This window comes from Verminephrobacter aporrectodeae subsp. tuberculatae (genome assembly GCF_026127385.1).
Lineage (GTDB): Bacteria > Pseudomonadota > Gammaproteobacteria > Burkholderiales > Burkholderiaceae_C > Acidovorax > Acidovorax aporrectodeae.
In genome coordinates this window covers 1,703,445-1,728,484 of the sequence record NZ_QZCX01000001.1, presented here as the reverse complement: position 1 = coordinate 1,728,484, position 25,040 = coordinate 1,703,445, and the positions used below count along the sequence as shown (strand labels likewise).

At 62.7% G+C, this 25,040-nt stretch carries 26 protein-coding genes and 2 pseudogenes; 11 read left to right on the top strand and 17 right to left on the bottom strand.

Annotated elements, in window-relative coordinates:
- Window positions 1-3: 3 nt before the first annotated feature.
- The 4 genes from D5041_RS07355 to D5041_RS07340 all read left to right on the top strand — a co-directional run bounded on the left by D5041_RS07355 (window position 4) and on the right by D5041_RS07340 (window position 4,512).
- Window positions 4-597 carry a hypothetical protein gene (locus tag D5041_RS07355; RefSeq protein ID WP_265283200.1) on the top strand — a complete coding sequence of 198 codons (594 nt, stop codon included), beginning with the start codon at window positions 4-6 and terminating at the stop codon, window positions 595-597.
- Window positions 598-638: 41 nt separating this feature from the next.
- The gene (locus D5041_RS07350; RefSeq protein ID WP_265283199.1) at window positions 639-1,034 is read left to right on the top strand and encodes a hypothetical protein; all 396 of its coding nucleotides are present in this window, start codon (window positions 639-641) and stop codon (window positions 1,032-1,034) included.
- A gap of 189 nt (window positions 1,035-1,223) precedes the next feature.
- Entirely contained in the window at window positions 1,224-3,317 is a 2,094-nt protein-coding gene (locus D5041_RS07345; protein ID WP_265283198.1) for a TonB-dependent receptor domain-containing protein, read from the top strand.
- Between the two features lie 322 nt (window positions 3,318-3,639).
- Window positions 3,640-4,512, top strand: a complete 873-nt coding sequence (locus D5041_RS07340) for a MurR/RpiR family transcriptional regulator (RefSeq protein ID WP_265284213.1) — start codon at window positions 3,640-3,642, stop codon at window positions 4,510-4,512.
- Between the two features lie 39 nt (window positions 4,513-4,551).
- Here D5041_RS07340 and D5041_RS07335 read toward each other — a convergent pair whose 3' ends face one another.
- The 10 genes from D5041_RS07335 to D5041_RS07290 all read right to left on the bottom strand — a co-directional run bounded on the left by D5041_RS07335 (window position 4,552) and on the right by D5041_RS07290 (window position 14,496).
- On the bottom strand, window positions 4,552-5,550 hold the full coding sequence (locus D5041_RS07335; RefSeq protein ID WP_265284212.1) for a porin: 999 nt from the start codon (window positions 5,548-5,550) through the stop codon (window positions 4,552-4,554).
- A gap of 124 nt (window positions 5,551-5,674) precedes the next feature.
- On the bottom strand, window positions 5,675-6,211 hold the full coding sequence (locus D5041_RS07330) for a cucumopine synthase-related protein (protein WP_010101086.1): 537 nt from the start codon (window positions 6,209-6,211) through the stop codon (window positions 5,675-5,677).
- Entirely contained in the window at window positions 6,208-6,633 is a 426-nt protein-coding gene (locus D5041_RS07325) for a DUF3830 family protein (RefSeq protein WP_010101084.1), read from the bottom strand. Before D5041_RS07325 ends, D5041_RS07330 begins: the two co-directional genes overlap by 4 nt.
- 40 nt (window positions 6,634-6,673) lie before the next feature.
- Complete coding sequence (hutU, locus tag D5041_RS07320) at window positions 6,674-8,458, bottom strand: urocanate hydratase (protein ID WP_265283194.1); 1,785 nt, start codon at window positions 8,456-8,458, stop codon at window positions 6,674-6,676.
- 15 nt (window positions 8,459-8,473) lie between these two features.
- Window positions 8,474-10,039 (bottom strand): histidine ammonia-lyase, encoded by a 1,566-nt coding sequence (gene hutH / locus D5041_RS07315; RefSeq protein ID WP_265284211.1) that lies wholly within the window; start codon window positions 10,037-10,039, stop codon window positions 8,474-8,476.
- A 15-nt stretch (window positions 10,040-10,054) separates the two neighbouring features.
- Window positions 10,055-10,846 (bottom strand): ABC transporter permease, encoded by a 792-nt coding sequence (locus tag D5041_RS07310; RefSeq protein ID WP_265284210.1) that lies wholly within the window; start codon window positions 10,844-10,846, stop codon window positions 10,055-10,057.
- 8 nt (window positions 10,847-10,854) lie between these two features.
- Window positions 10,855-11,730 (bottom strand): ABC transporter permease, encoded by an 876-nt coding sequence (locus D5041_RS07305; RefSeq protein ID WP_265284209.1) that lies wholly within the window; start codon window positions 11,728-11,730, stop codon window positions 10,855-10,857.
- Complete coding sequence (locus D5041_RS07300) at window positions 11,727-12,782, bottom strand: ABC transporter ATP-binding protein (protein WP_010101075.1); 1,056 nt, start codon at window positions 12,780-12,782, stop codon at window positions 11,727-11,729. The genes D5041_RS07305 and D5041_RS07300 overlap by 4 nt, the downstream gene beginning before the upstream one ends.
- Window positions 12,783-12,802: 20 nt before the next feature.
- A complete protein-coding gene (locus D5041_RS07295; RefSeq protein WP_265283190.1) occupies window positions 12,803-13,798 on the bottom strand; it encodes an ABC transporter substrate-binding protein in 996 nt (331 codons plus the stop codon).
- 341 nt (window positions 13,799-14,139) lie between these two features.
- A complete protein-coding gene (locus D5041_RS07290; protein WP_265257819.1) occupies window positions 14,140-14,496 on the bottom strand; it encodes a TfoX/Sxy family protein in 357 nt (118 codons plus the stop codon).
- Between the two features lie 145 nt (window positions 14,497-14,641).
- Between D5041_RS07290 and D5041_RS07285 the strand changes: the two genes are divergently transcribed.
- A complete protein-coding gene (locus D5041_RS07285) occupies window positions 14,642-15,556 on the top strand; it encodes a dihydrodipicolinate synthase family protein (protein WP_265284208.1) in 915 nt (304 codons plus the stop codon).
- A gap of 23 nt (window positions 15,557-15,579) precedes the next feature.
- The gene (locus D5041_RS07280) at window positions 15,580-16,614 is read left to right on the top strand and encodes an Ldh family oxidoreductase (RefSeq protein WP_010101067.1); all 1,035 of its coding nucleotides are present in this window, start codon (window positions 15,580-15,582) and stop codon (window positions 16,612-16,614) included.
- 24 nt (window positions 16,615-16,638) lie between these two features.
- Here the strand turns inward: D5041_RS07280 and D5041_RS07275 are convergent, their stop codons facing one another.
- On the bottom strand, window positions 16,639-17,307 hold the full coding sequence (locus D5041_RS07275) for a GntR family transcriptional regulator (RefSeq protein ID WP_265257825.1): 669 nt from the start codon (window positions 17,305-17,307) through the stop codon (window positions 16,639-16,641).
- Window positions 17,308-17,465: 158 nt separating this feature from the next.
- On the opposite strand from D5041_RS07275, the gene D5041_RS07270 reads away from it, so the two are divergent.
- From D5041_RS07270 to D5041_RS07265, 4 genes and pseudogenes are all read left to right on the top strand, one after another.
- On the top strand, window positions 17,466-18,575 hold the full coding sequence (locus tag D5041_RS07270) for a mandelate racemase/muconate lactonizing enzyme family protein (RefSeq protein ID WP_265284207.1): 1,110 nt from the start codon (window positions 17,466-17,468) through the stop codon (window positions 18,573-18,575).
- A gap of 57 nt (window positions 18,576-18,632) precedes the next feature.
- Window positions 18,633-18,719, top strand: a pseudogene (locus tag D5041_RS22105) (hypothetical protein); the annotation flags it as partial.
- A 64-nt stretch (window positions 18,720-18,783) separates the two neighbouring features.
- Window positions 18,784-18,981, top strand: a pseudogene (locus D5041_RS22100) (enolase C-terminal domain-like protein); the annotation flags it as partial.
- 49 nt (window positions 18,982-19,030) lie between these two features.
- The gene (locus D5041_RS07265; protein WP_265283186.1) at window positions 19,031-19,174 is read left to right on the top strand and encodes a hypothetical protein; all 144 of its coding nucleotides are present in this window, start codon (window positions 19,031-19,033) and stop codon (window positions 19,172-19,174) included.
- 14 nt (window positions 19,175-19,188) lie between these two features.
- On the opposite strand, the gene D5041_RS07260 is transcribed toward D5041_RS07265, so the two are convergent.
- The 6 genes from D5041_RS07260 to D5041_RS07235 all read right to left on the bottom strand — a co-directional run bounded on the left by D5041_RS07260 (window position 19,189) and on the right by D5041_RS07235 (window position 23,989).
- Window positions 19,189-20,220: a proline racemase family protein gene (locus D5041_RS07260; protein WP_265284206.1), complete on the bottom strand. Its 1,032-nt coding sequence runs from the start codon at window positions 20,218-20,220 to the stop codon at window positions 19,189-19,191.
- Window positions 20,221-20,235: 15 nt separating this feature from the next.
- Window positions 20,236-20,958: an amino acid ABC transporter ATP-binding protein gene (locus D5041_RS07255; RefSeq protein WP_265257829.1), complete on the bottom strand. Its 723-nt coding sequence runs from the start codon at window positions 20,956-20,958 to the stop codon at window positions 20,236-20,238.
- Window positions 20,951-21,601 carry an amino acid ABC transporter permease gene (locus D5041_RS07250; RefSeq protein ID WP_010105577.1) on the bottom strand — a complete coding sequence of 217 codons (651 nt, stop codon included), beginning with the start codon at window positions 21,599-21,601 and terminating at the stop codon, window positions 20,951-20,953. Before D5041_RS07250 ends, D5041_RS07255 begins: the two co-directional genes overlap by 8 nt.
- An 8-nt stretch (window positions 21,602-21,609) precedes the next feature.
- Complete coding sequence (locus D5041_RS07245) at window positions 21,610-22,281, bottom strand: amino acid ABC transporter permease (protein WP_010105576.1); 672 nt, start codon at window positions 22,279-22,281, stop codon at window positions 21,610-21,612.
- A gap of 20 nt (window positions 22,282-22,301) precedes the next feature.
- On the bottom strand, window positions 22,302-23,123 hold the full coding sequence (locus D5041_RS07240; RefSeq protein WP_201766147.1) for an ABC transporter substrate-binding protein: 822 nt from the start codon (window positions 23,121-23,123) through the stop codon (window positions 22,302-22,304).
- A gap of 245 nt (window positions 23,124-23,368) precedes the next feature.
- On the bottom strand, window positions 23,369-23,989 hold the full coding sequence (locus D5041_RS07235; RefSeq protein ID WP_010105573.1) for a hypothetical protein: 621 nt from the start codon (window positions 23,987-23,989) through the stop codon (window positions 23,369-23,371).
- Between the two features lie 278 nt (window positions 23,990-24,267).
- Here D5041_RS07235 and otsB point away from each other — a divergent pair, with 278 nt between their 5' ends.
- Window positions 24,268-25,026: a trehalose-phosphatase gene (otsB, locus tag D5041_RS07230; RefSeq protein WP_010105571.1), complete on the top strand. Its 759-nt coding sequence runs from the start codon at window positions 24,268-24,270 to the stop codon at window positions 25,024-25,026.
- Window positions 25,027-25,040 lie beyond the last annotated feature (14 nt).

Genomic DNA, 25,040 nt, shown 5'->3' with positions numbered 1-25,040 from the left:
GCCATGCCCGCCACACCACGCCTTGCCGTCCAAGCGCCCGCCCCTGCGCGCCCTGGCGTCCGTTCTGCCGTTTTGGCGCTGACCCTGAGCGCCTGCTGCATGGGCGGCGCGGCGGCGCAGGGCGCCAGGCCCGCAGCCGACGCGCCACTGCTCAGTTCGCCGCTGCCGCCCGGCCTGCCATCGGGCACGGGCGCGGGCTACCACAGCCCCGCCAGCCCGATCGCGCCGCTGCCCCCGCGCACCGACGTGCTGCCCTGGTCCGTGTTGGCCGATCTGACCCGCAAGACCACCAAGGACGGCGTACTGCCCGTTTTCAGCGCCCAGCAACTGAGCATGCACCAGACGGTGCAGCGCATCCAGGGCTTTATGGTGCCGCTCGATTCCAGGGCCGCGCAGACGCATTTCCTGCTGACCTCCGTGCCGCTGACCTGCCCGTTCTGCCTGCCCGGCGGGCCCGAGAGCATGGTCGAGGTGCGGACCAGGACGCCCGTGCGCTACGCGATCGAACCCGTCGTGGTGCAGGGCCGTTTCACTCTGCTGCACAACGACCCCTATGGCCTGTACTACCGCGTGCTCGACGCCGTTGCGGTGGAATAGGCGCGCTTCGACGCCGTTGAGACTGCCCCTTTCTGCCCGCTGTGCACGGCCATCGCCTCCCCCATCATGACCCCCTGCGGCCCGCTGCGCGCAGGGCCGCGCTGGCCCGGATCGCGCTGCTGTGGCTGCTGCTGTCCTTGGTGGCCATGCCCACGCTGGGGCATCTGCACCGGGTCGTCCATGCCGACGCGCCGCACCGCGTGCATGCGGACCATGCCGACACCCACGGCCTGCTGGAACGCCTGCTGGGGAACCATGATTCCCCGCTGGACTGCCTTTCGTTCGACCAGCTGGCGCTGGGTGATGGCCCCTTGCACAGCGGCGTCCCGGTTGCGCTGCCGACCCTGGCAGCAGCGCAGGCGCCCGTTGCAACAGCCGCCGAACGACCCGCCGCGCAGCGGGTCGTGCCGTTCCAGGCGCGCGCTCCCCCCGCATGAATCGGCGCGGACCCGGCCGCCTGCGCGCCGGGCCCCCGCGCTGCACGCTGCCTGAGCACGCCACGGTGCCTGCATGACCGCAGGCATACGCGGCACCTTTTCATTCACCTCCTCATGCCCCGGGGCATGAGGCCGCGCCCGCGCGCATGGCCGCGCCATGCCGTCGCGCCCCCTTGTTGCAACATCCCCATGACATACCCTGCATCCAGACTCCATCGCCCGCTTCTCCAGCCCATCGCCCTCGCCGCCCTGAGCACGCTGGCCGGCGCCGCTCTCGCGCAGACAGCGCCCACCGACATCCCCGACCTGCCCCCCGTCACCGTATCCGCCAGCGGCCTTCAGTTGGGAACGAACGAGATGATCACCCCCGTCAGCGTGCTCGAAGGCGACGAACTCGCGCACCGCCGGGAAGCCACGTTGGGCGAGACGCTGGGCAACGAGCCCGGAATCACCCAGAGTCACTTCGGAGCAGGCGCCAGCCGCCCCATCATCCGCGGCATGGACGGCCCGCGCGTGCAGTTGCTGAGCGACGGCGCGCAGATCCACGACGTCTCCACCATCAGCCCCGACCACGCGGTGACCTCCGAGCCCATGCTCGCCACGCAGATCGAAGTGCTGCGCGGCCCTTCGGCCCTGGTGTACGGCAGCGGCGCGGTCGGCGGCGTGGTCAACGTGCTCGACGGCAAGGTGCCCACGGCCGTCCCCCCCAAGGGCCATGAAGGCAGCGCCGAACTGCGCGCGAACACCGGTGCGCGCGAGGGCACGGGGGCCTTTGCGCTCACCGGGGGCGCAGGCCCGTTCGCCGTGCACGTGGAAGGCGCGGCCCGCGATGCCGGTGCGTACCGCGTGGGCAAGGGCTGGACGCCCGAAGGCGTGCCGACGCGCAAGCTGCCGGGCAGTTTCAACCGCAGCGACGCCGGCAGCCTGGGCCTGTCCTGGGTGGGCGAGCGCGGCTACCTGGGCGCGGCCTACACCCACCAGACCGCCCGCTACGGCCTGCCCGGCCACGAGCACGGCCATGCCGGCTGCGACGCCGATGGCAACCGACTGCACTGCGGCGAACACGGCGAACACGAGACCGGGGAAGACGGCCATGACCATGGCGCGCACGACGCCGGGGGCGAGGACATTCCCGTGGTCGACCTGCGCAGCGCGCGCATGGACATCCGGGGCGAGCTGCGCCAGCCGTGGCCAGGCTTTGCGGCACTGCGCCTGCGCGCGGGCGTGACCGACTACGTGCACGACGAGGTCGAGGACGGCGCCATCGCCACCACGTTCAAGAACCGGGCGCACGACGCCCGCGTCGAACTGCAGCATGAGCCGATTGCCGGCTTCAAGGGCCTGTTCGGCTTGCAGACCGCGCAGCGCAACTTCAGCGCCGAGGGCGAGGAGGCCTACGTACAGCCCACCAGCACGCGCAAGACGGGCCTGTTCATGCTGGAGGAATACCGCCTGGGCGACTGGCGCCTGGAAGCGGCCCTGCGCCACGATCGCCAGACGACGCAGGCCCGCAGCAGCGGCGTCGAGCGCAACCACGACGGCGTATCCGCCGCGCTGGGTGCGGTATGGCAGTTCCGGCCCGGCTACGCGGTGGGCACGTCGCTGACCCGCGCCAGCCGCGCCCCGACGGCCGAAGAACTGTACGCGCGCGGCCTGCACATGGCCACCAGCACCTACGAACGCGGCGACGCCGATCTGCGCCCGGAAACCGCGCGCAACGTGGACCTGAGCCTGCGCAAGACCAGCGGCGACACCACCTTCGGCGTGAGCCTGTTTCACAACCGCATCGGCAACTACATCTACGGCCGCACGCTCGACGCGCGCGATGGCCTGCAACTGCTGCAATACAGCCAGGCCGACGCCCGCTTCACCGGCGTCGAGGGCCAACTGCGCCAACGCCTGAACCGCCACCTGGGCGTCACGCTGTTCGGTGACAGCGTGCGCGCCCAGCTCGCCGACGGGGGATTGCTGCCGCGCATTCCCGCGACCCGCGCCGGCCTGCGTCTGGACGCCAACGGGAACGCCTGGGAGGGCCGGATCGAGTGGGTGCAAGTGGCGCGCCAGAACCGCGTGGCCGCGTTCGAGAGCGCCACCCCGGGCTACGGCATGCTGAACCTGGGCCTGAGCCACACCGTCCAGCTCGGCAACACAACACCCTGGCAGCTGTACCTGAAGGCAAACAACCTGACGAACCGCTTGGCGTATGCGCACACTTCCTTCATCAAGAACGCCGCACCGCTGATGGGGCGCAGCATCACGCTGGGCAGCAGGGTGGCGTTCTGAGAGGCATCAGCCGGTTCTGCGAAGCCGGTGCAACACCACGGGCCGTTGCCATGGCGGGTACGGCCCCGGTGTTGCCGTCCGGGCGGCGCGCGCCTGCTCCGAAGTGACTGCGGGCGTATCCGGGACTGCACGCGGCAGCCGGGAAGTCATCGTTTTCGCTTCGGTTTTCCTGGCTGGCTGACGTACCGGATCGCGTTGCGCCTGGGGTCCCCCAGGTTCATGCTCTTGAGGGGGGACGTATAACGCGATGGACTCTACCCTTCGCGATATACTGCGAATACGCCTGTCGGCTATCAATCAGATTAGAAGACCAACGCCATTCATGACTGTCGCATCAGAAACGCCAACAAAATTGCAGCTTCGGAGAAAAATAGAGTTGCTTACTCATGGGCGCAGACTGACTCCGACGCATCGAAGAATTATTCATTGCCTTCTTGAAGGCGTTGAGAATGTTGGTCTGCTCTCGAGCGCAGAACTGGCCACTCTCGCCAATGTGAGTCAACCTTCGGTCTCACGCTTTGCAATGGCTCTCGGTTATTCTGGATTTCAGGAAATGAGGGCTGATCTCCGAGAGCCAGCCCCTCCGGGAATTTTGAACGACGGCTATAAACTGCAAGTCGGAAATAAATTTCAAGCCGCAATTGAAGCTGAGATTAAAAACTTGGGAGTGGCTTTTTCCGCACTTCAAGACATTTCTCGACTGCAAGAAGCCGGCCGCTCCATCATGCAATCAAGACCATTCCCTGTTCTCGGGGCACGAGCATCTTCAGGTTACGCAACACAATTTGCCTACTACGCAGCAAAAATACATCCTTTCACTCGGCTCATTTCCGATGGAGGCTCTTTGGTTGACGATCATCTGGAACAAAATCGAGCAATGGGAGCAACCACCTTGCTCACTTTCTTGCTCCCGCTCTATCCGCTTGAAGTTATCAATTCTTTGAAATTTGCCAAAAACCTGGGCTACTTCAACATCGTCATCACCGATGCGTCGAAGGAAAAACTGCAAGACAGCGCCGACATCATTCTTCCAATTTCTGTAAATTCCTCGCTTGTATTTGACTCCAGTTGTAGTGCGAACATGACGAGCTTCTTTTTGCTTGAGTCAATGAGTGATGCTGCCATTGAGTACGTTGATGGTCGACTGCAAGCTTCTGAGCAATCCACAAAAAAACGCCGGGTTTTTGCAAAATAAAAAGGCCCCGCACCGGAGCCTTTTTGAAAATGATTTCCATTAAAAATTGTGCGTGATCCCAGTTGCCCAACTGCCGCGACGACCGGCCGTTTGGTAAATTCGCGCGTCCTCATTCATCCTGCCGGCATTGAAGTACAGTGAGGTTCGTTTGGACAAATAATAGTTTGAGAAGAACCCGACGACTGCTGGTTTAACGCTCTTCTTGTCGACGATCGCACCTCGATTCCAAGCGTATTGCAGTCCCACGTTAAGTGCGCCGATAGGAACCAAGACACTCAAGCCATAGCCCTTGCCGTCGGAATCATAGTGGTTATCGAAATAGGTAGCTGCAGCAACAAAGCTGCCAAAATCGTACCGCACGCCAGTTCCCCAAGCGTTTGATGATCCAAGAGTGTTGTCCAGTTTTGACTCATGGGCCAAGCCAATGCTCAGTTTTTCTTTCTTATATGTTCCCGCGACCGAGAAGAGATTGTCCACATTGCGATTCTCTTGCGTGAACCCGCGATCTCCTTTGAAGACATAAGAACCACGGATGGTTACACCGCCCATGTTTGGACTGATGAATCTGATCTGATCCGACTGCCGAGCTCGAATGCTGGTCAGGATCTTCTGATTGACACCGGTGACACCAGCAAGACTGAAAGCGCCACCACGGTTCGGAGACCAGCCCAAGTCATATTCGCCAAGCGTCGTGTTTGCCAGTGTCTGCATGCGACCAAGATCGATTTGCCCCCAGTTACTTCGCAGACCGACTGTGGACAAACGCGCTGACCCCACCTTTTGATTCACGATGGCCCATTCCAACGCGTAGCTTGCCGATAGACCGCCACCCAGGTCTTCTTTTCCTCGGATGCCCCAGATCGGAGTGACCCCACCTCCCAGGATTTCCGAGAATCCTTTGGAATTTTTACCTTCGTAATAACCCCCATTCCCGTTGCCAAGGCCACTATCCATTCGGCCATACAGCGTAGCATTGGATTGGGCATGCGCCATAACCCCAGCCCAAGCACCTGCGACAAGCGCAAGAATTTTATTCATGATTTCTCCTCGACTTTACTTCCAAAGGATATGAAATACCCCCACTTCATTTCCATGAAATGGAACAATTCGTCCAACAGAGTCAAGAGTTGGGGGATGAATGGCGCGTTGAAGCGCTTCGAAATCAGAGACTGGCGACCAGCGACTTCAGCTTCGCAACATCTGCGTGCGGGAACGCGACACCGAGATTCCAAGGGAAAATATAGTGGACCCACCGATGCATGCGGATCACGTATGTCATCATCGTGCCGGTCAACTCGACGTATTCTTCCTTGGTCTGCACGAGGTCGAGGGCGGCCGCATAGCGATCACCCATTTCATGCATGTGAGTAATGCCAAGGTCCGTCAAAAATTCAAATGCATTGAAAGTTCCAACGAGGAATTCCTTGGTCATTTTGACCAATTCCGGGAGTTGAATGTTCTCGTATTGGGAAACCTTGAGGAATCGATACATCACATCGGCACCGACCAGCATCAAATAGGCTTCGAGGTGAACAAGAACACTGAACGATTGCTGTCCGCTACCCGCGCCGCTATCAATGATTCCGTGACGAATTTTCGTGATTTCCAGAGGCTCGTTCAACCAGACTCTTTCAATCTCCCGCACGATGTCTTTTTTTACCGCGCGCCAATCTTCCACTGTCACTTTATCGTGGCTCATTCCGTCACCTCGCTAATTTCAAAATTGACCTGTTCGCGCTGGAAATCGGCAACCGTTTTTTGCCAAACAATCTTCCCCAGTTGCTGCAGTCCGGGCAGATGCTCATCAATAACTTGTGCAAATTTATTGACCAAGGCACTTTCCGTAATGCTTCCATAGGTCATGCAAATTGTCTGACCCGGCGCATACAGATATACGGCTCCGGGCGTACGAGTCACCATATTGCTTTTCCCGAGAAAAACGATCTGAGTCGGGGTCCAGATCGCTTCACCGGAGATCACAACGTGACCCAGAACGCTTTTGAAGGGCAATTTTTCTCGCACAGCCCTGATCACATCCGGATTTTCATCCAGAAGGAGCTTCGCCTTGAATTCAATGCCGTGGTCGGGCGCATTGAAAAGAATAAAAGATGGTTTTGTCATATCAAATGAGCAAGAGCTCCTGTGGTTGGAAAAATGGTAACTACGCAGCCCCCGGGCCCACGGCCCAGCCGATCTCGGGTGGCGCATGGATGGCTTTGCTGATCATCGGCAGCTTCAGGCCCTGTTTCTTCGCCGTGGCGACCGCGATGTCGTAGCCCGCGTCGGCATGGCGCATCACGCCGGTGGCCGGGTCGTTGAAGAGCACGCGTGCGATGCGCTTGGCCGCCGCGTCGGTGCCGTCGCATACGATCACCACGCCCGAGTGCTGCGAGTAGCCCATGCCCACGCCGCCGCCGTGGTGCAGGCTGACCCAAGTCGCGCCGCCCGCGGTGTTGAGCAGCGCGTTGAGCAGCGGCCAGTCGCTCACGGCATCGGTGCCGTCCTTCATGGCTTCGGTCTCGCGGTTTGGGCTGGCGACCGAACCGGTGTCCAGGTGGTCGCGACCGATGACGATCGGGCCCTTGAGTTCACCGTTCTTCACCATCTCGTTGAAGGCGAGGCCGGCGATGTGGCGCTCGCCCAGGCCGAGCCAGCAGATGCGCGCGGGCAGGCCCTGGAAGGCGATGCGCTCGCGCGCCATGTCGAGCCAGCGGTGGGTGTGGGTGTTCTCAGGGAACAGCTCCTTGATCTTGGCATCGGTCTTGTAGATGTCTTCCGGATCCCCCGAAAGCGCCACCCAGCGGAACGGGCCCTTGCCTTCGCAGAACAGCGGGCGGATGTAGGCTGGCACGAAGCCCGGGAAGTCGAAGGCGTTTTCCACTCCTTGATCGAACGCGACCTGGCGGATGTTGTTGCCGTAGTCAACCGTGGGAACGCCCATGGCCTGGAAGTCAAGCATGGCCTGCACGTGCACCGCGCATGACTTCGCTGCGGCGCCCTGCAGTGCAGCGTGTTGCGCCGGGTCTTTTTGCGCAGCTTGCCACTGCGCAACGCTCCAGCCCGAAGGCAGGTAGCCGTTGATCAGGTCGTGCGCGGAGGTCTGGTCGGTCACGAGGTCGGGCCTGAGTCCGCCGGCCTTCGCGCGCTTGACCAGCTGGGGCAGGAGGTCAGCCGCGTTGCCGAGCAGCGCGATCGACACGGCCTCCTTGGCGGCGCAGTGCTGCTGGATCAGCTCGAAGGCGTGGTCGAGGTCGCGCGCCTGCTTGTCGACATAGCGCGTGCGCAGGCGAAAGTCGATGCTCGACTGCTGGCACTCGATGTTGAGCGACACGGCGCCCGCCAGCGTAGCCGCGAGCGGCTGCGCGCCGCCCATGCCGCCGAGGCCGGCCGTGAGAATCCACTTGCCCGCGAGGCTGTTGTCGTAGTGCTGGCGGCCGGCTTCGACGAAGGTCTCGAAAGTACCTTGCACGATGCCCTGGCTGCCGATGTAGATCCAACTGCCCGCGGTCATCTGGCCGTACATGAAGAGGCCCTGGCGGTCGAGCGCGTTGAAGTGCTCCCAGTTGGCCCACTTCGGCACGAGGTTGGAGTTGGCGAGCAGCACACGCGGTGCGTCGGCGTGCGTCTTGAACACGCCGACCGGCTTGCCCGACTGGATGAGCAGCGTCTCGTCGTCTTCCAGTTCCTTCAACGACGCGAGGATCTGGTCGTAGCAGGCCCAGTCGCGCGCGGCGCGGCCGATGCCGCCGTACACCACGAGGTCTTGCGGGCGCTCGGCCACCTCGGCATCGAGGTTGTTCTGCAACATGCGGTAAGGCGCTTCAGTGAGCCAGCTCTTGCAGTTGAGCTCGGTGCCGCGCGGCGCGCGGATCACGCGCGTCGCATCGTGGCGGGGAGCGGAAGCGGCGCAGGCCTGTCGGGTGCTGATGGGTTCAGAAGCGTTCATCATGGTTCTCCAAAGTCACGCCACTGCAACCACTTGGGCTTGGCTCGGCAAAATCGCGGTCAACGAAGCAGGCCAGGCACGGCCCTGCGCGCCATGCGCCCACAAGCGCATCGCCTCTACATCCGTCGCAAGGAAACGGTCTTGATGGAGGAAGGCAACACGTTGGCGAATGGCGGCAAACTCTGCCTCAATGCTTGGCGAGGACTTCAGCTTGCGCTTGAGTTCAATGCCCTGGCACGCGGCCATGGCCTCGATGCCTACCACCACCGCGGTGTTGTTGACCATGTCACCCAGACGGCGTGCCGCAAAGGTGGCCATCGACACGTGGTCTTCCTGATTCGCCGACGTGGGCAGGCTGTCTACGCTGGCGGGGTGTGCGAGTGATTTGTTTTCTGATGCGAGCGCGGCGGCCGTGACCTGCGCGATCATGAAGCCGGAGTTAACCCCACCGTCACGCACAAGAAATGGCGGAAGCCCCGAGAGGCCGCTATCGAGTAGCAGTGCCATCCGACGCTCAGAGATCGCACCCATCTCGCTGACTGCCAACGCGATGATGTCAGCCGCAAACGCGACGGGTTCCGCATGAAAGTTACCTCCGGAGATAACCTCGCCGGTATCAGAGAAAACCAATGGATTGTCAGAAGCGGCATTGGCCTCGGTCACCAGGACGCGCGCCGCATGATTGAGGTTGTCCAGGCAAGCGCCCATGACCTGCGGCACACACCGGATGGAATACGGGTCCTGCACACGACCGCAGTCGGCGTGCGAGGGAATGATCTCGCTTCCGTCGAGTAGCGTGCGCACAGCGGCGGCGACCGCGATCTGGCCGGGTTGACCGCGCGCGATATGAATGCGCTCGTCGTAAGGCTTGATGGAACCCTGAATTGCTTCCAGCGACAATGCACCAGCCATCAGTCCAGCACACAGAACATTCTCGGCACCGAAAAGGCCCGCCAAGGCCAGCGCGGTCGATACCTGCGTGCCGTTGAGCAGCGCCAGGCCTTCCTTGGGGCCGAGCACGAAGGGCTCCAGGCCGATGCTGCGCATGGCTTCAGCGCCGCTGACCTTGTGGCCGTCGGCCAGAGTCGCTTCACCCTCGCCGATCAGCACACAGGCCATATGCGCGAGCGGTGCCAAATCGCCCGAAGCACCGACCGAGCCCTTGCACGGAATGCACGGCAGCACGTTTGCATTGAGCAGGGCGAGCAGGGCATCAACGATTTCAGGTCGAACACCGGAATGGCCTCGCGCCAGGCTCACGGCCTTGGTCGCGAGAATCAACCGGACGATGCCAGGCAGAAGATTCGTCCCCGTCCCCACGCTGTGCGACACAACGAGATTGCGCTGCAAATCCGCGAGCCGGTCCGCTGGAATAACCGTCTGCGCCAGTTTGCCAAAGCCTGTGTTGATGCCGTAGACCACCTCGCCAGCGTCCAAGATGTTGCGCACCGCTTGTTGCGATGCCAACAACTTATTCCGAGCCGATGCCGCCATCGTCACACGCACCTCACCCGCATGGATACGCGCGAGGTTTTGCAGGCTGACAGTGCTTGGCACAAGTTCAATCACATGCTGAGACATGGAAATCCTTTAAGGTCATTTGGCTTGGCTGCGGGAGGCCACACCGAAAAATCGTTCGGAAACGAAGAGAAGAAACGCCGAGAAAATGATGAGGACAGTTGACATTGCTGCGACAAATGGCTCGTACTCGTATTGCAGATAAGCCCGCAACTGCAATGGCAGCGTCACCCAGTTCGTCCCCGCAAGAAAGATCGAAACGGTGTAGTTGTTCCACGAGAGAACAAAGACCAACAGAAAAGCCGGGACCACACTCGCACGAATCAAAGGCAACGTGATGCGAAAGAAAACCGTGATCGGCTTTGCGCCCAGAGACATTGCAGCCTCCTCCAGCCGGGAATCGAAGTTGGCCAACTGGGCCAATACGTTGCGCAGTGGGTACGGCATCGTGACCACCACGTGAGCCATCAGAAGCGCGAGAAAACTGACCTCGACCCCCAGCGTCGTGATGACTTGAAAGGTGGCCAAAGCGACGATCACAGCAGGAAAGAAGAGGGGCGACTGCAACATCGCCAAGACCACCCCGGAGATGCGTCCTTTCAGTTTCCTCATGCCCAAGGCCGCAAGAACGCCAAGGACCACTGAAACGGCTGAAGTTGCCAGCGCGAGGATGAAGCTCGAATAGGCAGCCGACAGAAACTCCTCCTTTTTGAAAATTTCGGCGTACCACTTCAAGGAAAACCCGCGAGGCGGAAATGCCATTACCTGCGGGTTGACTGAGACGGCGACCAGAACCAGCAGGGGAAAGAGCAGAAATCCAAGAAACAGGACCAGCACCACGTTGCGAGCGATTTGATTTCTGTATGCCATAGGGATCCTCAGTAGTGAGAGGACAGGAAGACCCTTTTCATGGCCCACTGGTAGAGAAAAATCGCAAGAAATGTCGTCGCGAGAAGAATCATCCCGATGGTTGCAGCGAACGGAAAATTGTTCGAGACGGTTGCCATCTCGTACGCCGCCACGCTCATGAAAGTCACGCGTCCGCCTCCCAACAAAATGGGAACAACGAACGACTCCATGTTGATACCCAGCGCGAGCACGCCTGCAGCAATCAAGCCTGGCACGCTCAGCGGAAGAAAGACGCGCACGAAAGCCCTGAGCGGCGTGGCGCCAACCGTCAGTGCGGCACTGGTCAGTTCGTTCGGGATTTGCTTCAGGACTCCGTACAGAGTCAGGAACACGAATGGGGTCGACATTTGCACCATTCCGAATAGAACGGCCCAGTCGTTGTAGAGCAGTTGAATCGGCTTGGGTACGATTCCTGTCGCCACCAGAAATCCATTCACCACCCCGTCACGGCCCAGAATGACCATCAGACTGAGGGTACGGACCACCAGATTGACCCACAGCGGACACATCACCAAAAACAGCATGGTGGACTGGGCCCGCTCGTCCAGCCGAGTAACGAAATAGGCACCCGCGTACCCGATGATCAGGGCAAGAAGAGTTGCTGTGCACGACAACCACACAGTGCGCCAAAGCAACCCGGCAACGTAGTGAGAATCGGAAAAGAAGCGTGCGTAGTTGGAAAGACTCAGCGTGAATCCGGGTGCCCGAACGTCCGTCAGGCTTTGCACGCCAATCCAGATCAACGGAATGAAAAAGCAAAGCGTCAACACAATGTATGCAGGCAAGACAAGCAGCGCGGCGGAGCGCGACGGCTGACTGTGAGCGACGGCACCCATCGCGATCATCCCGCTATTTCCTGAAGAGCGAACTGCAAGCGAACTTGCTCGCCCACTTTGATCGAACCATCAACCGTATTGACATGGATCAAGCGCTCTCCGACACGGGCGTAGTAATCGACGGCAGCACCGAGAAATACCTTGCGCTCGATCGTCCCAAGAACGCCAGAGTCGGCCGACAGATCCCGTTCAATGCGAATCCACTCGGGGCGAACAAAATAGTGCGATTCGTCCCCGCTGCTCGCTCCTTCACGGGGCGAGTTCACCCGATGGGTGTGCCCGTCCGCAGGCAGAAACGTCCCTTCCGGTGTGGTCACCGGGTGGCCCGAGAAGAGGTTTGTCTCGCCAACAAACTGCGCGACATAACGGTCCACAGGATTGCTGTACAGACGCTCGGGCGTATCGATCTGGACGATCTTCCCGGCGCGCATGACCACGATTCGATCCGAAAGAGACATGGCCTCTTCTTGATCATGGGTGACGAAAATCGTGGTGATCCCCAGCTTTTGCTGAATAGACTTGATTTCAAGCTGCATGTCTTTGCGCAAACTCTTGTCAAGGGCACTCAACGGCTCATCCAGCAGGAGTACGGATGGATTGATGACCGTCGCCCGTGCGATCGCTACGCGCTGCTGCTGCCCTCCGGATAGCTGAGAGGGGTACCGCGTGGCCAGATGCTCCAGTCGCACCAATCGGAGAGCTTCAAGCGCTCGGCGTCGACATTCATCCTTGGACAGCTTTCGCAACTCCAGTCCAAACGCAACATTCTCCAACGCCGTCATGTGTGGCCACAGCGCAAAGTTCTGAAAGACCAGGCCGATCTCGCGCTCCCACGCAGGAAGATGCGTCACGGCTTTGGCGCCGATGAGAACTTCACCAGAGGTTGCGAAATCCAGCCCCGCAACAATCCTGAGAATGGTGCTCTTCCCACAGCCGCTGGGCCCCAAGATGGAGATGAACTCCCCCGTCTTGACATCCAGGTTGACGCCCTGCAATACCTCGGTCGAAGCAAAACGCTTGACGAGATTTTTTATAGAGACAGGTTTACCCGGAGTGGCCATGACTCGTACCTGTTGAAGATTCAGTGAACGACGCGCTTTTCCCAGGTCTCTTTGATCTGGTCCATATTGGGGGCGAGCTTCTTCCAATCCGATATGAGCAACGAATTGACGACGACCTCGCCATACGGCACGTTTTCACCCAGGGTCTTAGGGTCCAGATCAGCTCGAGCAGGCGTGTAGCCCAGTGCGACGGCATACTGGGTCTGCGAGTTCTTGCTTAGCAGGTAGTTGACGAACGCCATGGCGAGCGCTTTGTTCTTGGTGCCCTTCACCACGTGGACAGTGCTGGCCAAGCCAATAGCACCTTCCTTGGGCACCACAAACTTGAGATCGACACCCCCCTCCTTGTTTGCCCAATCCACTCGACCCCTCAGCCAGCGGGCCAGCCACACATCTTCGCTACGGAACAGATCAAGCAGTTGCGGATGCTGGCTGTAGAAAACACTTACGTTCTGGCCGAGCTTCTCCATCACCTTGAAACCCGGTTCAAGGTTGTCCTCCCCTCCACCGTTTTGCTTGGCAAACAGCACCAGCAACTCGACGTTGGCGAAATCAAAACCAGCCGTGGTCACATGCCCCTTGAACGCAGGATTCAAAAGGTCTTGCCAAGATGTGGGTGCTGCCTTGAGCAACTTGGGGTTGTAGGCAATGCCGTACTGTCCAAAGTTGGTAATCACACCGTATTTCGAGAATCGCGCCCGGGCAAAGGTTGTCGCAAGGTTTGGAATCTTCGCAGGCTCCAACTCCTCAAACACACCCTGTGCCTCCCCCCTATTTGCCCACCCCACGTCGGCATGAACAACATCAACCTGCTTGGCCTTGGCCTTGGCAAGCGCATCAGCACCCGAGCCTGGAACAAACTTCACCCGAACATCGTTTGCCCGCTCAAATTCAGCGATGTGTGCTTTGATCGCATTGGTATAGGCCCCACCAAAGGCCGAAACGACAAGCTCATTCGTCTGCGCCCAAGTCGCGGCCGAGAAGCTCATGAGGGCGATCGTCAGAAATTTATTCATTTTTCATTCACAATGAAGTTGAGGAAAAGCAAGAGGTAGCAGCCCCCTCGAAGGCTGGATACCGTACTATCCATGAGTGAATCATATCTGTTAGTTCAGACTGTATTCTCACATCGATTCATTTTTCATTCAATCAGGGTTTATCCCTAACGTGAAAAATACCGCCTCCGAAGCGAGCACGGTCCTGACCTGACGTCAGCCGGGACGCCGGTTCTGCGAAGCCGGTGCAACACCACGGGCCGTTGCCATGGCGGGTACGGCCCCGGTGTTGCCGTCCGGGCGGCGCGCCTGCTCCGAAGTGACTGCGGGCGTGTCCGGGACTGCACGCGGCAGCCGGGAAGTCATCGTTTTCGCTTCGGTTTTCCTGGCTGGCTGACGTACCGGATCGCGTGCGCGAGCCACACGCCCAAGCGCTCGCGCTCGCTGTCGTTCAGCAGCGCGTCGGGGACCAGCACGTACTGCTTGCTGGGCGGGCTGCTTGGCTCGTACTGCAACGGCCGCGCGCCGCGCTCCTGCAGCAGCGCGGCGTAGTGCGCCGCATCGAGCTTGATCGCCAGGCCGACGTTGGACAGCGACGCGAACGGCTTGCCGTTCGCATAGGCCATCACGCCGCCGAACATCGGCCTGAAGTGGATTGCGTTCGGATCGGGCACCGCGCACATCACCGGCGCCTGCAACTTTTTCGGATCGTGGTTCACTGTGCGCTCCCCGTGCCTCGCGTCGGTCGAACCGCTGCGCCGGGCTCTTGCACAGCATTCTTACAAAATATTTTTAACATGTTGGTAAGATATTAGCCAACCTGCGGGACCTCCGTGCCGCTTGTTGATTCCCAGGAGCACCCCCATGAACATCCCCCGCTGGAAGGGCATCTTCCCGGCCATCACCACCAAGTTCAACCCGGACGAAAGCATAGACGCCGAAGGCACGGCACGGCACATCGATTTTCAGATCAGGAACGGCATCCATGGCCTCGTGACCTGCGGCTCCTTGGGTGAGGCGAGCACGCTTTCGCTGGAAGAAAAGCTTCAGGTCACCCGGATTGCGCTGGACGCGAGCGCCGGGCGCGTTCCGGTGCTGGCCAACGTTTCCGAGACCCGCACGCGGGAGGCCCTGCGCTACATCGACGGCGCCAACAAGCTCGGAGTCGCGGGGTTCATGGTGATGCCCTCGGTCATCTACGTGGCCGACTCCCGCGAGGCCATGGCGAATGTGCGCGCCATGGCGCAGGCCGCGCAAAAGCCCGTGATGGTCTACAACAACCCCGTCGCCTACCGGGTGGACCTTCGACCCGAGCACATGCTGGCGCTCGCGGACTGCGCATGGATTGCCGCGATCAAGGAGAGCTGCGGCGACGTCCGGCGCATCACCGACCTGCGCAACATGGTGGGCGACCGCTACCAGCTGTTCTGCGGCGTTGACGATCTGGCGTATGAAGCCCTGGCGCTCGGCTGCGACGGACTGCTCGCCGGCGTGGGCTGCGCCTTCCCCCGCGAGACCGTGGCGCTGTATGAGTTGATGCAGTCGGGCCAATGGACGCAGGCGCGCACGCTCTACCAATGGATGACGCCGATGCTGCATCTGGACGTGTCGAACAAGCTGGTGCAGAACCTCAAGCTGATCGATGCGCTCGTGGGCGTGGGCAGCGAGCACATGCGCCTGCCGCGCATGCCGCTGATCGGCGCAGAGCGCGCGTTCGTCACCTCGGTGGTGAGCAAGGCCCTGGCCACCCGCCCGGCCCAGTACCGCTCGATCGACTAAGCGCCTTGCGCCCAGGCCCGGCCATGCGCACAGCGCCGCCCGTCCCCGACGAAACCGTTCGCCTGCCCGTCGAAGACCTGCTGGCCCTCGCGGGCCGCGTCTTCCTGCGCCTGGGGCTGTCGCCTGCCCACGCCGAGGCCATGGCGCGCACCGTGGTGGCCGGGCAGCGCGATGCATGCCCGTCGCATGGCGTGTACCGCATCCTGTCCTGCGCCCATACCCTTGGCTGCGCTCGGGTCGATCCGCGCGCGGAGCCCGTGCTGGCCGCCGCCTCGGGCGCGGTGGTCCGGGTTGACGCGCGCTACGGTTTCTCGCCGCTGGCCTTTGAACGGGGCCTGCCCGCGCTCGTGGCCAGCACGCGCGAGCACGGCGTCGGCGCCCTGGTCCTGCAGCACTGCTTTCATTTTTCCGCGCTCTGGCCCGAGGTCGAGGCCATTACCGCGCAGGGGCTGGCCGCGCTGGCGCTCACGCCCAGCCATGCCTGGGTCGCTCCGGCCGGGGGCCATGCGCCGGTGTTCGGCACGAATCCAATCGCCTTTGGCTGGCCCCGTCCGGGGCCGCACCCCTTTGTCTTCGATTTCGCCACCAGCGCCATCGCCCGCGGCGACCTGGAATTGCATCGGCGCCACGGCACGCCGCTGCCGCCAGGCTGCGGCGTCGATTCCGACGGCCAGCCCAGCACCGACCCGCTGGCGGTGGCGCAGGGTGCGATGCTGGCATTCGGCGGGCACAAGGGGTCGGCGCTGTCGGCCATGGTCGAATTGATGGCCGGCGCGCTGATCGGCGACTGGATCAGCCTGGAATCGCGGGCCTTCGACGCGGGCGCGGGCGCGATCCCCTGCCATGGCGAGTTGGTCCTGGCCTTCGACCCGGCGCGCCTGTCCGGCGGCGACGCCACGGCGCAGCAGCAACGGGCCGAGCAGTTGTTCCAGGCGATCACCCGGCAGGGCGCGCGCCTGCCCTCGCAGCGCCGCTTCGAGGCCCGTGCGCGCAGCCTTGCGCAGGGTGTGTCGGTGCCGCGTGCGCTCTACGAGGAGATTCTTGCGCTGGCCGACTGAGCGACGCCGCGGCGGATCCGGGACTTACCGGTCGATCACGCGCCGCGCAAAAGCCTCCAGATAATCGAGCAGCCGGTTCGCGCCGGTTGCTGCGGCGGCTTCGTCTCCGGTGGCGATACCCTCTGCCAGTTCCATATGGGCCCGCGCGCCCTCGATGATGTCGCCTTCATGCTGATAGGCGTACCAGAACCTGCGGCACTGGACGACCAGGGGGATGACGCTCTTGACTGCCGACTTGTTGTGGCAGGCGCTGTGATTCACCAGATCCAGTTCCTGGTCGCCCCGCATGAACTCGTGCAGATTCCCGCGCTCGGCCGCCTTCATCATCTTTTCCGCGCAGCGCACGATCTCCTTGCGCTGCATGGCGGACGCGCGCCGCGCCGAGCATTTGGCAATCAGGTCTTCGAGCACCCGCCGGGTCTGAATCAGGTCCAGGTGATCGCCCAGGTCGATGTTCGAGACGAGCAGGCCGCGCCGGGGCTGCTGGACGATCAGCCCGATCGAAATCATGCGCAAGAGCGCCTCGCGCACGGGGGTGCGTCCAAGGCCCGTCCGATGCGCAAGGTCGGCCTCGTTCACCGGGCTGCCCGGCTCGAGTTCCAGCGTCGAGAGCATGGTCTCGACTGCGTCGTAGGCGATATCCGCCGTTCTGCGCTTGGGGGCTTGGGCTGCAGGGGTCGATCTGGTGGGCATGCGGTGAGGACATGGAGGCGTGGCCCGGCGAGCATAACAACGTGGCGCGTGCACCATCAGTATATTTACAACATATTCATGAGATATCAAATGCTTACCAAGCTAGAATGGCAGCCACCCTGCTGTTGTGCCGACAGCCCTTTTGCCGGAAACACGAAATGAAGATCACGAGGATCGACGTCTACCACTTTGATCTGAGCTACGTGCATGGCGTATACACCATGTCGGGTGGCCGAAACGTCAGCACGCTGGCCTCGACGCTTGTCCGCGTGGTGGCGGACGACGGCCTGGAAGGCTGGGGAGAGGTCTGCCCGCTGGGCTCGACCTATCTGCCGGCCCACGCAGGGGGCGCACGCGCGGCATTGCAACTTCTGGCGCCGGCGCTGATCGGCGTCGATCCGACGGATCTGTCGGCGGTCAACGACGCCATGGACGCGGCCCTCGTTGGCTACGCTTACGCGAAGAGCCCGCTGGACGTGGCGTGCTGGGACCTCACCGGGAAAGCTTGGGGGGTCAGCGTCGCGACCCTGCTGGGCGGCGTCCGCCAGGACCGCTTCCCGCTGTATTTTGCGGTTCCGCTCGGCAGTCCGGAGGAGATGACGCAGTACGTTCTCGCGCGCCGTGCGCAGGGCATTCACCGCTTTCAACTCAAAGTGGGTGGCGATCCGACCCTCGACGGCATGCGGGCACAGCAGATCATTGCCGCGACGGGACCCGAGGACCTGGTGGTGGCCGATGCCAATTGCGGCTGGCGGCTGAATGACGCGCTCATCGCCGCACGCGCGATGGAAGGACTCCCCCGGCTCTACCTCGAACAGCCCTGCCCCACCATGGAGGAATGCATCGAGGTCCGCAAGCACAGCACCCTTCCCATGGTGTACGACGAGGTCGTCAACGACGTCCCGACGCTGATTCGCGCGGTTCGCGAGGGGGGCGCTGGCGCAATGAACCTGAAGGTCTCGAAGGTGGGGGGGCTGACCCAGGCCAAGCTCATGCGCGACCTGTGCCAGGAGTTGGGGGTGCAGGTCACGATCGAGGATACCTGGGGCGGCGACGTGGTGTCCGCCGCGTCCGCCCACTTGGCGGCCTCCACGCGCGCGCGCTCCTTGCTCACCGTGTCCTTCATGAACGACTGGACCCGCGAACACGTCGCCGGGTATCAGCCGCGCAGCCAAGACGGCTCTGGCAGCGCCCCGACGGGCCCCGGGCTGGGAATCGACGTGGACCCCTCCCGGCTCGCGGCGCCCCTGTTCAGCGCTGGCGCCTGAGCCGCGCGCGCGGTACGGGCACAACAGATCATCGCCGCGACGGGGCCCGAGGACCTGGTGGTGGCCGATGCCAATTGCGGCTGGCGGCTGAACGACGCGCTCATCGCCGCACGCGCGATGGAAGGACTCCCCCGGCTCTACCTCGAACAGCCCTGCCCCGCCATGGAGGAATGCATCGAGGTCCGCAAGCACAGCACCCTTCCGATGGGTGTACGACGAGGTCGTCAACGACGTCCCGACGCTGATTCGCGCGGTTCGCGAGGGGGGCGCTGGCGCAATGAACCTGAAGGTCTCGAAGGTGGGGGGGCTGACCCGGGCCAAGCTCATGCGCGACCTGTGCCAGGAGTTGGGGGTGCAGGTCACGATCGAGGATACCTGGGGCGGCGACGTGGTGTCCGCCGCGTCCGCCCACTTGGCGGCCTCCACGCGCGCGCTCCTTGCTCACCGTGTCCTTCATGAACGACTGGACCCGCGAACACGTCGCCGGGTATCAGCCGCGCAGCCAAGACGGCTCTGGCAGCGCCCCGACGGGCCCCGGGCTGGGAATCGACGTGGACCCCTCCCGACTCGCGGCGCCCCTGTTCAGCGCTGGCGCCTGAGCCGCGCGCACGGTTCAGCCGGCGAACCATGTGTCGTTGAGCCGATACCCTTCGGGAAACGGATCTTCCGGATCGGCCCCGTAGTACGACACGCCAGTCAGCCAGGCACGGCCACTGACCGTTGGAATGATCGCTGGCTGGCCGCCCACTTCGGTCACCCGGTCGAAGCGGCAGCGAAATTCCGTATCCAGCAGGGAGCGATGAAGAAACGCCTCCCCCATGGACAGTTCGCCGCGCGCGTGCATCAGGGCCATGCGCGCGGAACTGCCGGTACCGCAAGGACTCCGATCCAGGCGGCCGGGCGAAACGACGACGGCGTTCCTGGAAGTCTTCACCCCGTCGAGCGTGCAAACCGGTCCGGCAAACAGCGTCTGGTTGATGGTGTGGATCTCCGGGTTCTGTGGATGGACCGACGGCAGCTGCTCGGCCGCCGCGCGCTTGATCCGTTCACCAGCCTGCACCAGGTCCCGCGCCTCGCTGCGATCCAGTGAGAACCCTGCGGCCGCTGCATCGACGATGGCGTAGATCATCCCGCCATAGGCAACGTCCAGGGTGAGTGTGCCCATGCCCGCCACATCGACGGGCCTGGCCTGGTGCATGACGAACGAGGGGACGTTGTGAAAACGCACCCGGCGGCATTTGCCGCTCTCGCATTCGGCCTGGACCTGGACCAGGCCGGCGGGCGTGTCCACGCAGAGTTCGGTGACCGGCGAGCGCATGGGCAGCATTCCGCTCTCGAGCACGGCGGTCACGGTGCAGATCAGATTCGATCCGGACATCGGTGGGTAATAGTCCGACTCGATGACGATCATGCCGAACTGCGCCTGCGGCGAAATGGGCGGCGTCACCAAGTTCACCGCGGCGTTCACGCTCCCCCTCGGGTCCGACAACAGCATGCCGCGAATCCAGTCCTGCTGCGCCTGAAAGGCTTGCAACCGCTCGAACATGGACGCTGCGGCGGGCGCAATCACGCCCCCCGTGATGACGCGTCCGACCTCGCCCTCTGCGTGGGCGCCGACGACGGTGATGATGTTTTTGAGATGCATGATCGAAGGCTCGGCTCAGCGGGTGGACTTCAGAAAATCGATCGTTTCGGGCTTTTGCGGGTTGGCGATGACCTGCTCAGGGGGGCCGATCTCATGAATGACCCCGTTGCGAAAGAACGCCACCCGATCCGACACGTCGCGCGCGAAGCGGATCTCGTGCGTCACGACGATCATGCACATCCCCTCTTGCGAGAGCATCCGCATGGTGTCGAGCACCTCGCCGGCCAACTGCGGGTCGAGCGCGGAGGTCACCTCGTCGAACAGCATGTACTGCGGAGACATCGCGAGCGCACGCGCGATCGCCATCCGCTGCTGCTGACCGCCGGAGAGCTTGCCCGGAGAGACGTTCATCTTGTCCTGCAGCCCGACGTGGCTCAGTTGCCTGACCGCTATCTCCTCGGCCTCGTGCCTGTCCTTGCCCAGCACCTTGCGTGGCGCGAGCGAGACGTTCTCCAGAACGCTGAGATGGGGAAAGGCGTTCCACTGCTGAAAGACGATGCCTATGCGCTGGCGCAGCTTGTTCAGGTCCGTGCCCCTGGCGTGTGCGTCCACCCCATCGACCCGGATGCTGCCCTGCTGAATCGGCTCGAGTCCATTGATGCACATGAGCAGGGTCGATTTGCCGGAGCCGGAGTGGCCGATGATGGAAACCACCTCGCCCTTGTCTACCGCCATGCTCACGCCCCGGATGACCTCGAGCCGACCAAAGGACTTGTGCACGTTCTCGATCTCAATCATTCTCCTGCCACCTTTTCTCAACGAGCGCGCCGACCCGGGCGCATCCCCAACTCATGGCGTAGTAGATGAGGCCCGCCACGCAGAGCACGAACAGGGGTTCCTGTATCCGCGTGACGATCGTCTGCGCCGACCGAAGCAATTCGGTGATGCCGATCCACAGCACCAGGGAGCTGTCCTTCATCACGCCCAGCGTGAGGTTGATCCAGCCGGGAAACGCGACACGCGTGGCCATGGGCAGCACGACGTATTGGGCGACCTGGCGCTGGGTCAGGCCGAGCGATCGGGCCGCCCGGATGACGTTCCCCGGCACCGCCAAGACCCCGCTGCGGACGATTTCCGTGCAATACGCCGCGCAGTAAATTCCGAGCACCACGCAGCCTACGGCGAATACGCTCGAGTCCAGGCCCAGCATGCTTTTGAGCGCATTGAACAAAACGAACTGGATCAGCAAGGGGACGCTGCGGAATACGTCCAGCAGCCAACCCAGGGGCAGGGTCAGGCGGGGCAGCCAGGCGCGCAGAAAACCGCACAGAAGACCACCCAGCGTGCCGATCAGCATGGCCCACAGCGTCAAATCGAGGGTGACCCATGCGCCCTCGAGCATGAAGAGAAGATCGTTGGCCGTGAAACTGGAGGAGAACATGCCTGCGCTCAGTCACGGAACAGCCGCCAGGCGAGCAGCCGGGCCACCCAGCCGATTCCCTTCGCGATGGCGTAGTAGAGGACCGCGGCCAAGGCGAAGAATTCGAACGTGCGAAACGTCCGGGCGTTGTAGTCCTGGGTCACGCCCGTGAGGTCGTCGTTCAGACCGACGCTGACGCCCAGCGAAGTCATCAGCACGGCCCACACCATCTGGTTGATCAGGGGGTAGAAAACGATGCGCAGCAGTTGCGGAACGACGATCAGACGGTAGGCCTGGAACGCCCCCATGCCCAGCGACCGTGCCGCGCGGACCTGGGTTGCCGGGATGGCCCGGAGCCCGCCGCGGAAGTTCTCGGCCAGATAGCCTGCGTTGTTGAACGTTATGCCGGCCAGGAGCGCGGCTCTGGAGCCGACGTGCAGGTCGAACGACCCCAGGCCAAAGTACAGCATGTAGATCTGAAAAAGCGCTGGCGTGTTGCGTGCGATCGAAACCCATGCATGCGCCGCGCCACGCAGCACCGGGTTGCGCGTGTCGCGCATTGCGGCGAGCGCCAGCGCGATCAGTACGCCGAAAACCATGGACACCGTGGCCGCCTCGACCGTGACCCAGGCACCGGCGAGCATGTCCGGCAGCGCCTTGAACGCCGCGCGCCAGTGGAAGGTGTAGTCGAAGTCCGGCATTCGATCGGCGGCTGCGGTGATCAGTAGTAGACGCCCGGAACCGTCAGGTCGATCGGCCTGCCACCGACCCACTTCTGGTACAGCTCGGCGTAGCGGCCCGTGCGCACCTGTTGGTGCACGAACAGGTTCAGGTAATGGATCAGTCCGTACTCGCTGCGCTTGGCAGCCAGCGACACGTAGTCGATGGTGTAGGGCGCAATGCCGGCGATCTTCAGGCCCTTGTACTTCCCGGATTTGATCGAAGCGGCAGCCACCGTGGACGTCACGACGGTGGCGTCAATCTGCCCCTGGCTCACCGCAAGCAGCGTATCCGCCTGCGTTTGGTAGGCACGGAAGCTCCCCTTGGGAGCGTTCCAGGCCTTCACGGCCTTCTCCAGCGCGAGCGCCTCGAACGAGCTCGACGTATTCCCCACGGCCCGTCCCTTGAGGTCTTCGTAAGACTTGATGTTCGTGTTCTCGCGCGTCAGAACGACCATCTGGAATGCGAAGTACGGAATCGTCATCCCGACCGTCTTTGCGCGCTCCAGCGTGTCCGAGGTGGAGCCGACGATGACGTCAACGCGGTTCGAAGTGAGCGCGGGGATCCGGTCGGCGAACGGCGTCTCGACGATCTGCGCCCTGACGCCCAGAACCTTTGCCAGATCGTTGCAGTAGTCCACGTCAAATCCGACGGGGTTGTTGCTTGCGTCGCGCGAACCCATCGGCGGGAAGTCCAGCACCACGGCGCAGCGCAATTTTCCCGACTCGATGATGGCATCGAGCTTGTCCGCGGCATGCAGCGCCGCGGTCGCGCAGAGGCCGAGAGCACTCACTGCGACAAGAGCAAGGGTCTTCAATTTCACGAGGGACTCCATTGGGCAGGTTGAGGAAACGCTCCGCACCGGTGAGCGTCGCCCGGTCCCGGACAGACGCGCACAAGTCAATATCTTACTAAAATATTTTAAATATCTTTACAGGGTATCCAGCAGATTGCGTGCCACCGATTTCTGAGGAAAAGGGGCGCCGGAACCAGGATCTGCAACGCCCATGCACCCTGCTGGTGCTCCCGGGCCCCAGCTCTGTGCAAGGCCACCGGTTTTTGCCGCGCTCAGTTCTCCACCTGCGCAAACTCCACGTACATCAGCTCACACGCGCCGCCGCCGGAGTCCGTGCGGCTGAGCGAGCTGGTCCAGCGCCATCCGCTCGGGTCCGTCACCTCGACGAGCTTGCCCGTGAGGCTGATGTAGGCGCCCTTTCGGGCCTTCTGAAGGACGCGCTCCACGGCCGGGGTGGCGGCAATCATGTGCATGTTCGCGGACGATTCATTGATCTCCTGCAGCGGGATGGGCGGCTCGTCTTCCCAGGAATAGTGGAACCACCGCCCGCTCTGGGACATGCTCAACTGCCCGTATACCGCCGGATCGGCCATGCGCTTCCAGCCCAGCGCCAGATCGATGTGCGACAGATCGGCCTCTTTGCCCAAATAGTAGTTCTCGCTCGAAAGCACCCGGGCGCGCAGCGCAAACGCCGCCAACGGCCTGACCTGGTAGTCCCCCAGCGCAAAGGGCGCATCGCTGGTGGCCGTTTGCACGGGACTGTCGGCAAGCACCTGCAGGGGCGCCGCGCGCTCCAGCAGGCGCTGGTCGGCCCAGTGCACGCGCAACTTTTCCGCGGCAAAAAACACCACGCATAGCGCAATGGCAAATTTGAGGACACGGGAGGGCGTCATGGAGCACCCGGAGCATCCGGCCGATTGTGTGTTCGGCCTGCGCTGGCACGAACCCGGCTGCGTTTCCGGATTTTTCGGGTCCCAAGGACTTCTCCGTCCTGCGCCTGAAAGGGGGCATGCCTTATCGGGTTCCCGAAAGCGGCCTGGAACGGAGCCCGGGTCTGTTTCGACTGTTGCCGGCCATTGACTGGCTTGCGCAGAGAACCCGTTCCTGCGCGCAGCCGAAGGGACCGACCCCGCGGGGCTGCAATGCACCGTGTCTGCTATGGTTTCGCCGCATGCAAGCGCTCCCGCCCCTGACGCCCGCCCAGGCGCTGTTTCTGGATTTCGACGGCACGCTCGCCGAGTTGGCGCCGCGCCCGGATGCAGTGCAGGTCGCCCCCGGGCTGATCGCCACGCTGGCCGCGCTGCACACCCGGCTGGACGGTGCATTGGCCATGGTGACGGGGCGCTCCGAAGCGGATATCGATCATTTTCTGGCCCCCTTGCGTCTTGCGCTGGCCTGCGAGCACGGGGCCCGATACCGCCACGGCCTGGCGCAGGCCGCGCGCCCGGCCATTGCGCTACCCGATCTGGCGCCCGTTTTGCATGCCGCGAAGGCCCTCGCGGCGCAGCATCCCGAACTGCTGCTGGAACACAAGAGCGCGGGCCTTGCGCTGCACTACCGGCAAGCGCCGCAGTTGCAGAGCCTGTGCCGCGACACCCTGGAGCGCGCCATGCAAGCCATTGCAGGCGTGGAACTGCTGCAAGGCAAATGCGTCCTGGAAGTCAAACCCCGGGGCGTGCACAAGGGCCGGGCCATCGCCGACTTCATGGCGCAGCCGCCGTTTGCCGGCCGCACGCCGGTCTTCGCGGGCGACGACGCCACCGATGAAGCCGGCTTCGCCGCTGCCCAGGCGCTGGGGGGTTGGGGAATCAAGGTGGGCCCGGGGCCGAGCGTGGCGCAGCACCGCTGCACGACGCCCGCCGCATTGCGTGGCTGGCTCTCGGCGGCAGACAGCACCCTGGAGCACGGGACTGTTCCAGGGCGGGCGTAATCCACGCCGCCGTG

Coding starts and splice junctions, on each gene's coding strand:
- D5041_RS07245 (WP_010105576.1), bottom strand. CDS start 22,281: ATGCCGGACTTCGACTACACCTTCCACTGGCGCGCGGCGTTCAAGGCG.
- D5041_RS07250 (WP_010105577.1), bottom strand. CDS start 21,601: ATGTTCTCCTCCAGTTTCACGGCCAACGATCTTCTCTTCATGCTCGAG.
- hutU (WP_265283194.1), bottom strand. CDS start 8,458: ATGAACGCTTCTGAACCCATCAGCACCCGACAGGCCTGCGCCGCTTCC.
- D5041_RS07280 (WP_010101067.1), top strand. CDS start 15,580: ATGCGCACAGCGCCGCCCGTCCCCGACGAAACCGTTCGCCTGCCCGTC.
- D5041_RS07345 (WP_265283198.1), top strand. CDS start 1,224: ATGACATACCCTGCATCCAGACTCCATCGCCCGCTTCTCCAGCCCATC.
- D5041_RS07340 (WP_265284213.1), top strand. CDS start 3,640: ATGACTGTCGCATCAGAAACGCCAACAAAATTGCAGCTTCGGAGAAAA.
- D5041_RS07295 (WP_265283190.1), bottom strand. CDS start 13,798: ATGAATAAATTTCTGACGATCGCCCTCATGAGCTTCTCGGCCGCGACT.
- D5041_RS07305 (WP_265284209.1), bottom strand. CDS start 11,730: ATGATCGCGATGGGTGCCGTCGCTCACAGTCAGCCGTCGCGCTCCGCC.
- D5041_RS07335 (WP_265284212.1), bottom strand. CDS start 5,550: ATGAATAAAATTCTTGCGCTTGTCGCAGGTGCTTGGGCTGGGGTTATG.
- D5041_RS07260 (WP_265284206.1), bottom strand. CDS start 20,220: ATGCATCTCAAAAACATCATCACCGTCGTCGGCGCCCACGCAGAGGGC.
- D5041_RS07270 (WP_265284207.1), top strand. CDS start 17,466: ATGAAGATCACGAGGATCGACGTCTACCACTTTGATCTGAGCTACGTG.
- D5041_RS07300 (WP_010101075.1), bottom strand. CDS start 12,782: ATGGCCACTCCGGGTAAACCTGTCTCTATAAAAAATCTCGTCAAGCGT.
- D5041_RS07355 (WP_265283200.1), top strand. CDS start 4: ATGCCCGCCACACCACGCCTTGCCGTCCAAGCGCCCGCCCCTGCGCGC.
- otsB (WP_010105571.1), top strand. CDS start 24,268: ATGCAAGCGCTCCCGCCCCTGACGCCCGCCCAGGCGCTGTTTCTGGAT.
- D5041_RS07255 (WP_265257829.1), bottom strand. CDS start 20,958: ATGATTGAGATCGAGAACGTGCACAAGTCCTTTGGTCGGCTCGAGGTC.
- D5041_RS07310 (WP_265284210.1), bottom strand. CDS start 10,846: ATGGCATACAGAAATCAAATCGCTCGCAACGTGGTGCTGGTCCTGTTT.
- D5041_RS07265 (WP_265283186.1), top strand. CDS start 19,031: ATGAACGACTGGACCCGCGAACACGTCGCCGGGTATCAGCCGCGCAGC.
- D5041_RS07325 (WP_010101084.1), bottom strand. CDS start 6,633: ATGACAAAACCATCTTTTATTCTTTTCAATGCGCCCGACCACGGCATT.
- D5041_RS07330 (WP_010101086.1), bottom strand. CDS start 6,211: ATGAGCCACGATAAAGTGACAGTGGAAGATTGGCGCGCGGTAAAAAAA.
- D5041_RS07235 (WP_010105573.1), bottom strand. CDS start 23,989: ATGACGCCCTCCCGTGTCCTCAAATTTGCCATTGCGCTATGCGTGGTG.
- D5041_RS07275 (WP_265257825.1), bottom strand. CDS start 17,307: ATGCCCACCAGATCGACCCCTGCAGCCCAAGCCCCCAAGCGCAGAACG.
- hutH (WP_265284211.1), bottom strand. CDS start 10,039: ATGTCTCAGCATGTGATTGAACTTGTGCCAAGCACTGTCAGCCTGCAA.
- D5041_RS07285 (WP_265284208.1), top strand. CDS start 14,642: ATGAACATCCCCCGCTGGAAGGGCATCTTCCCGGCCATCACCACCAAG.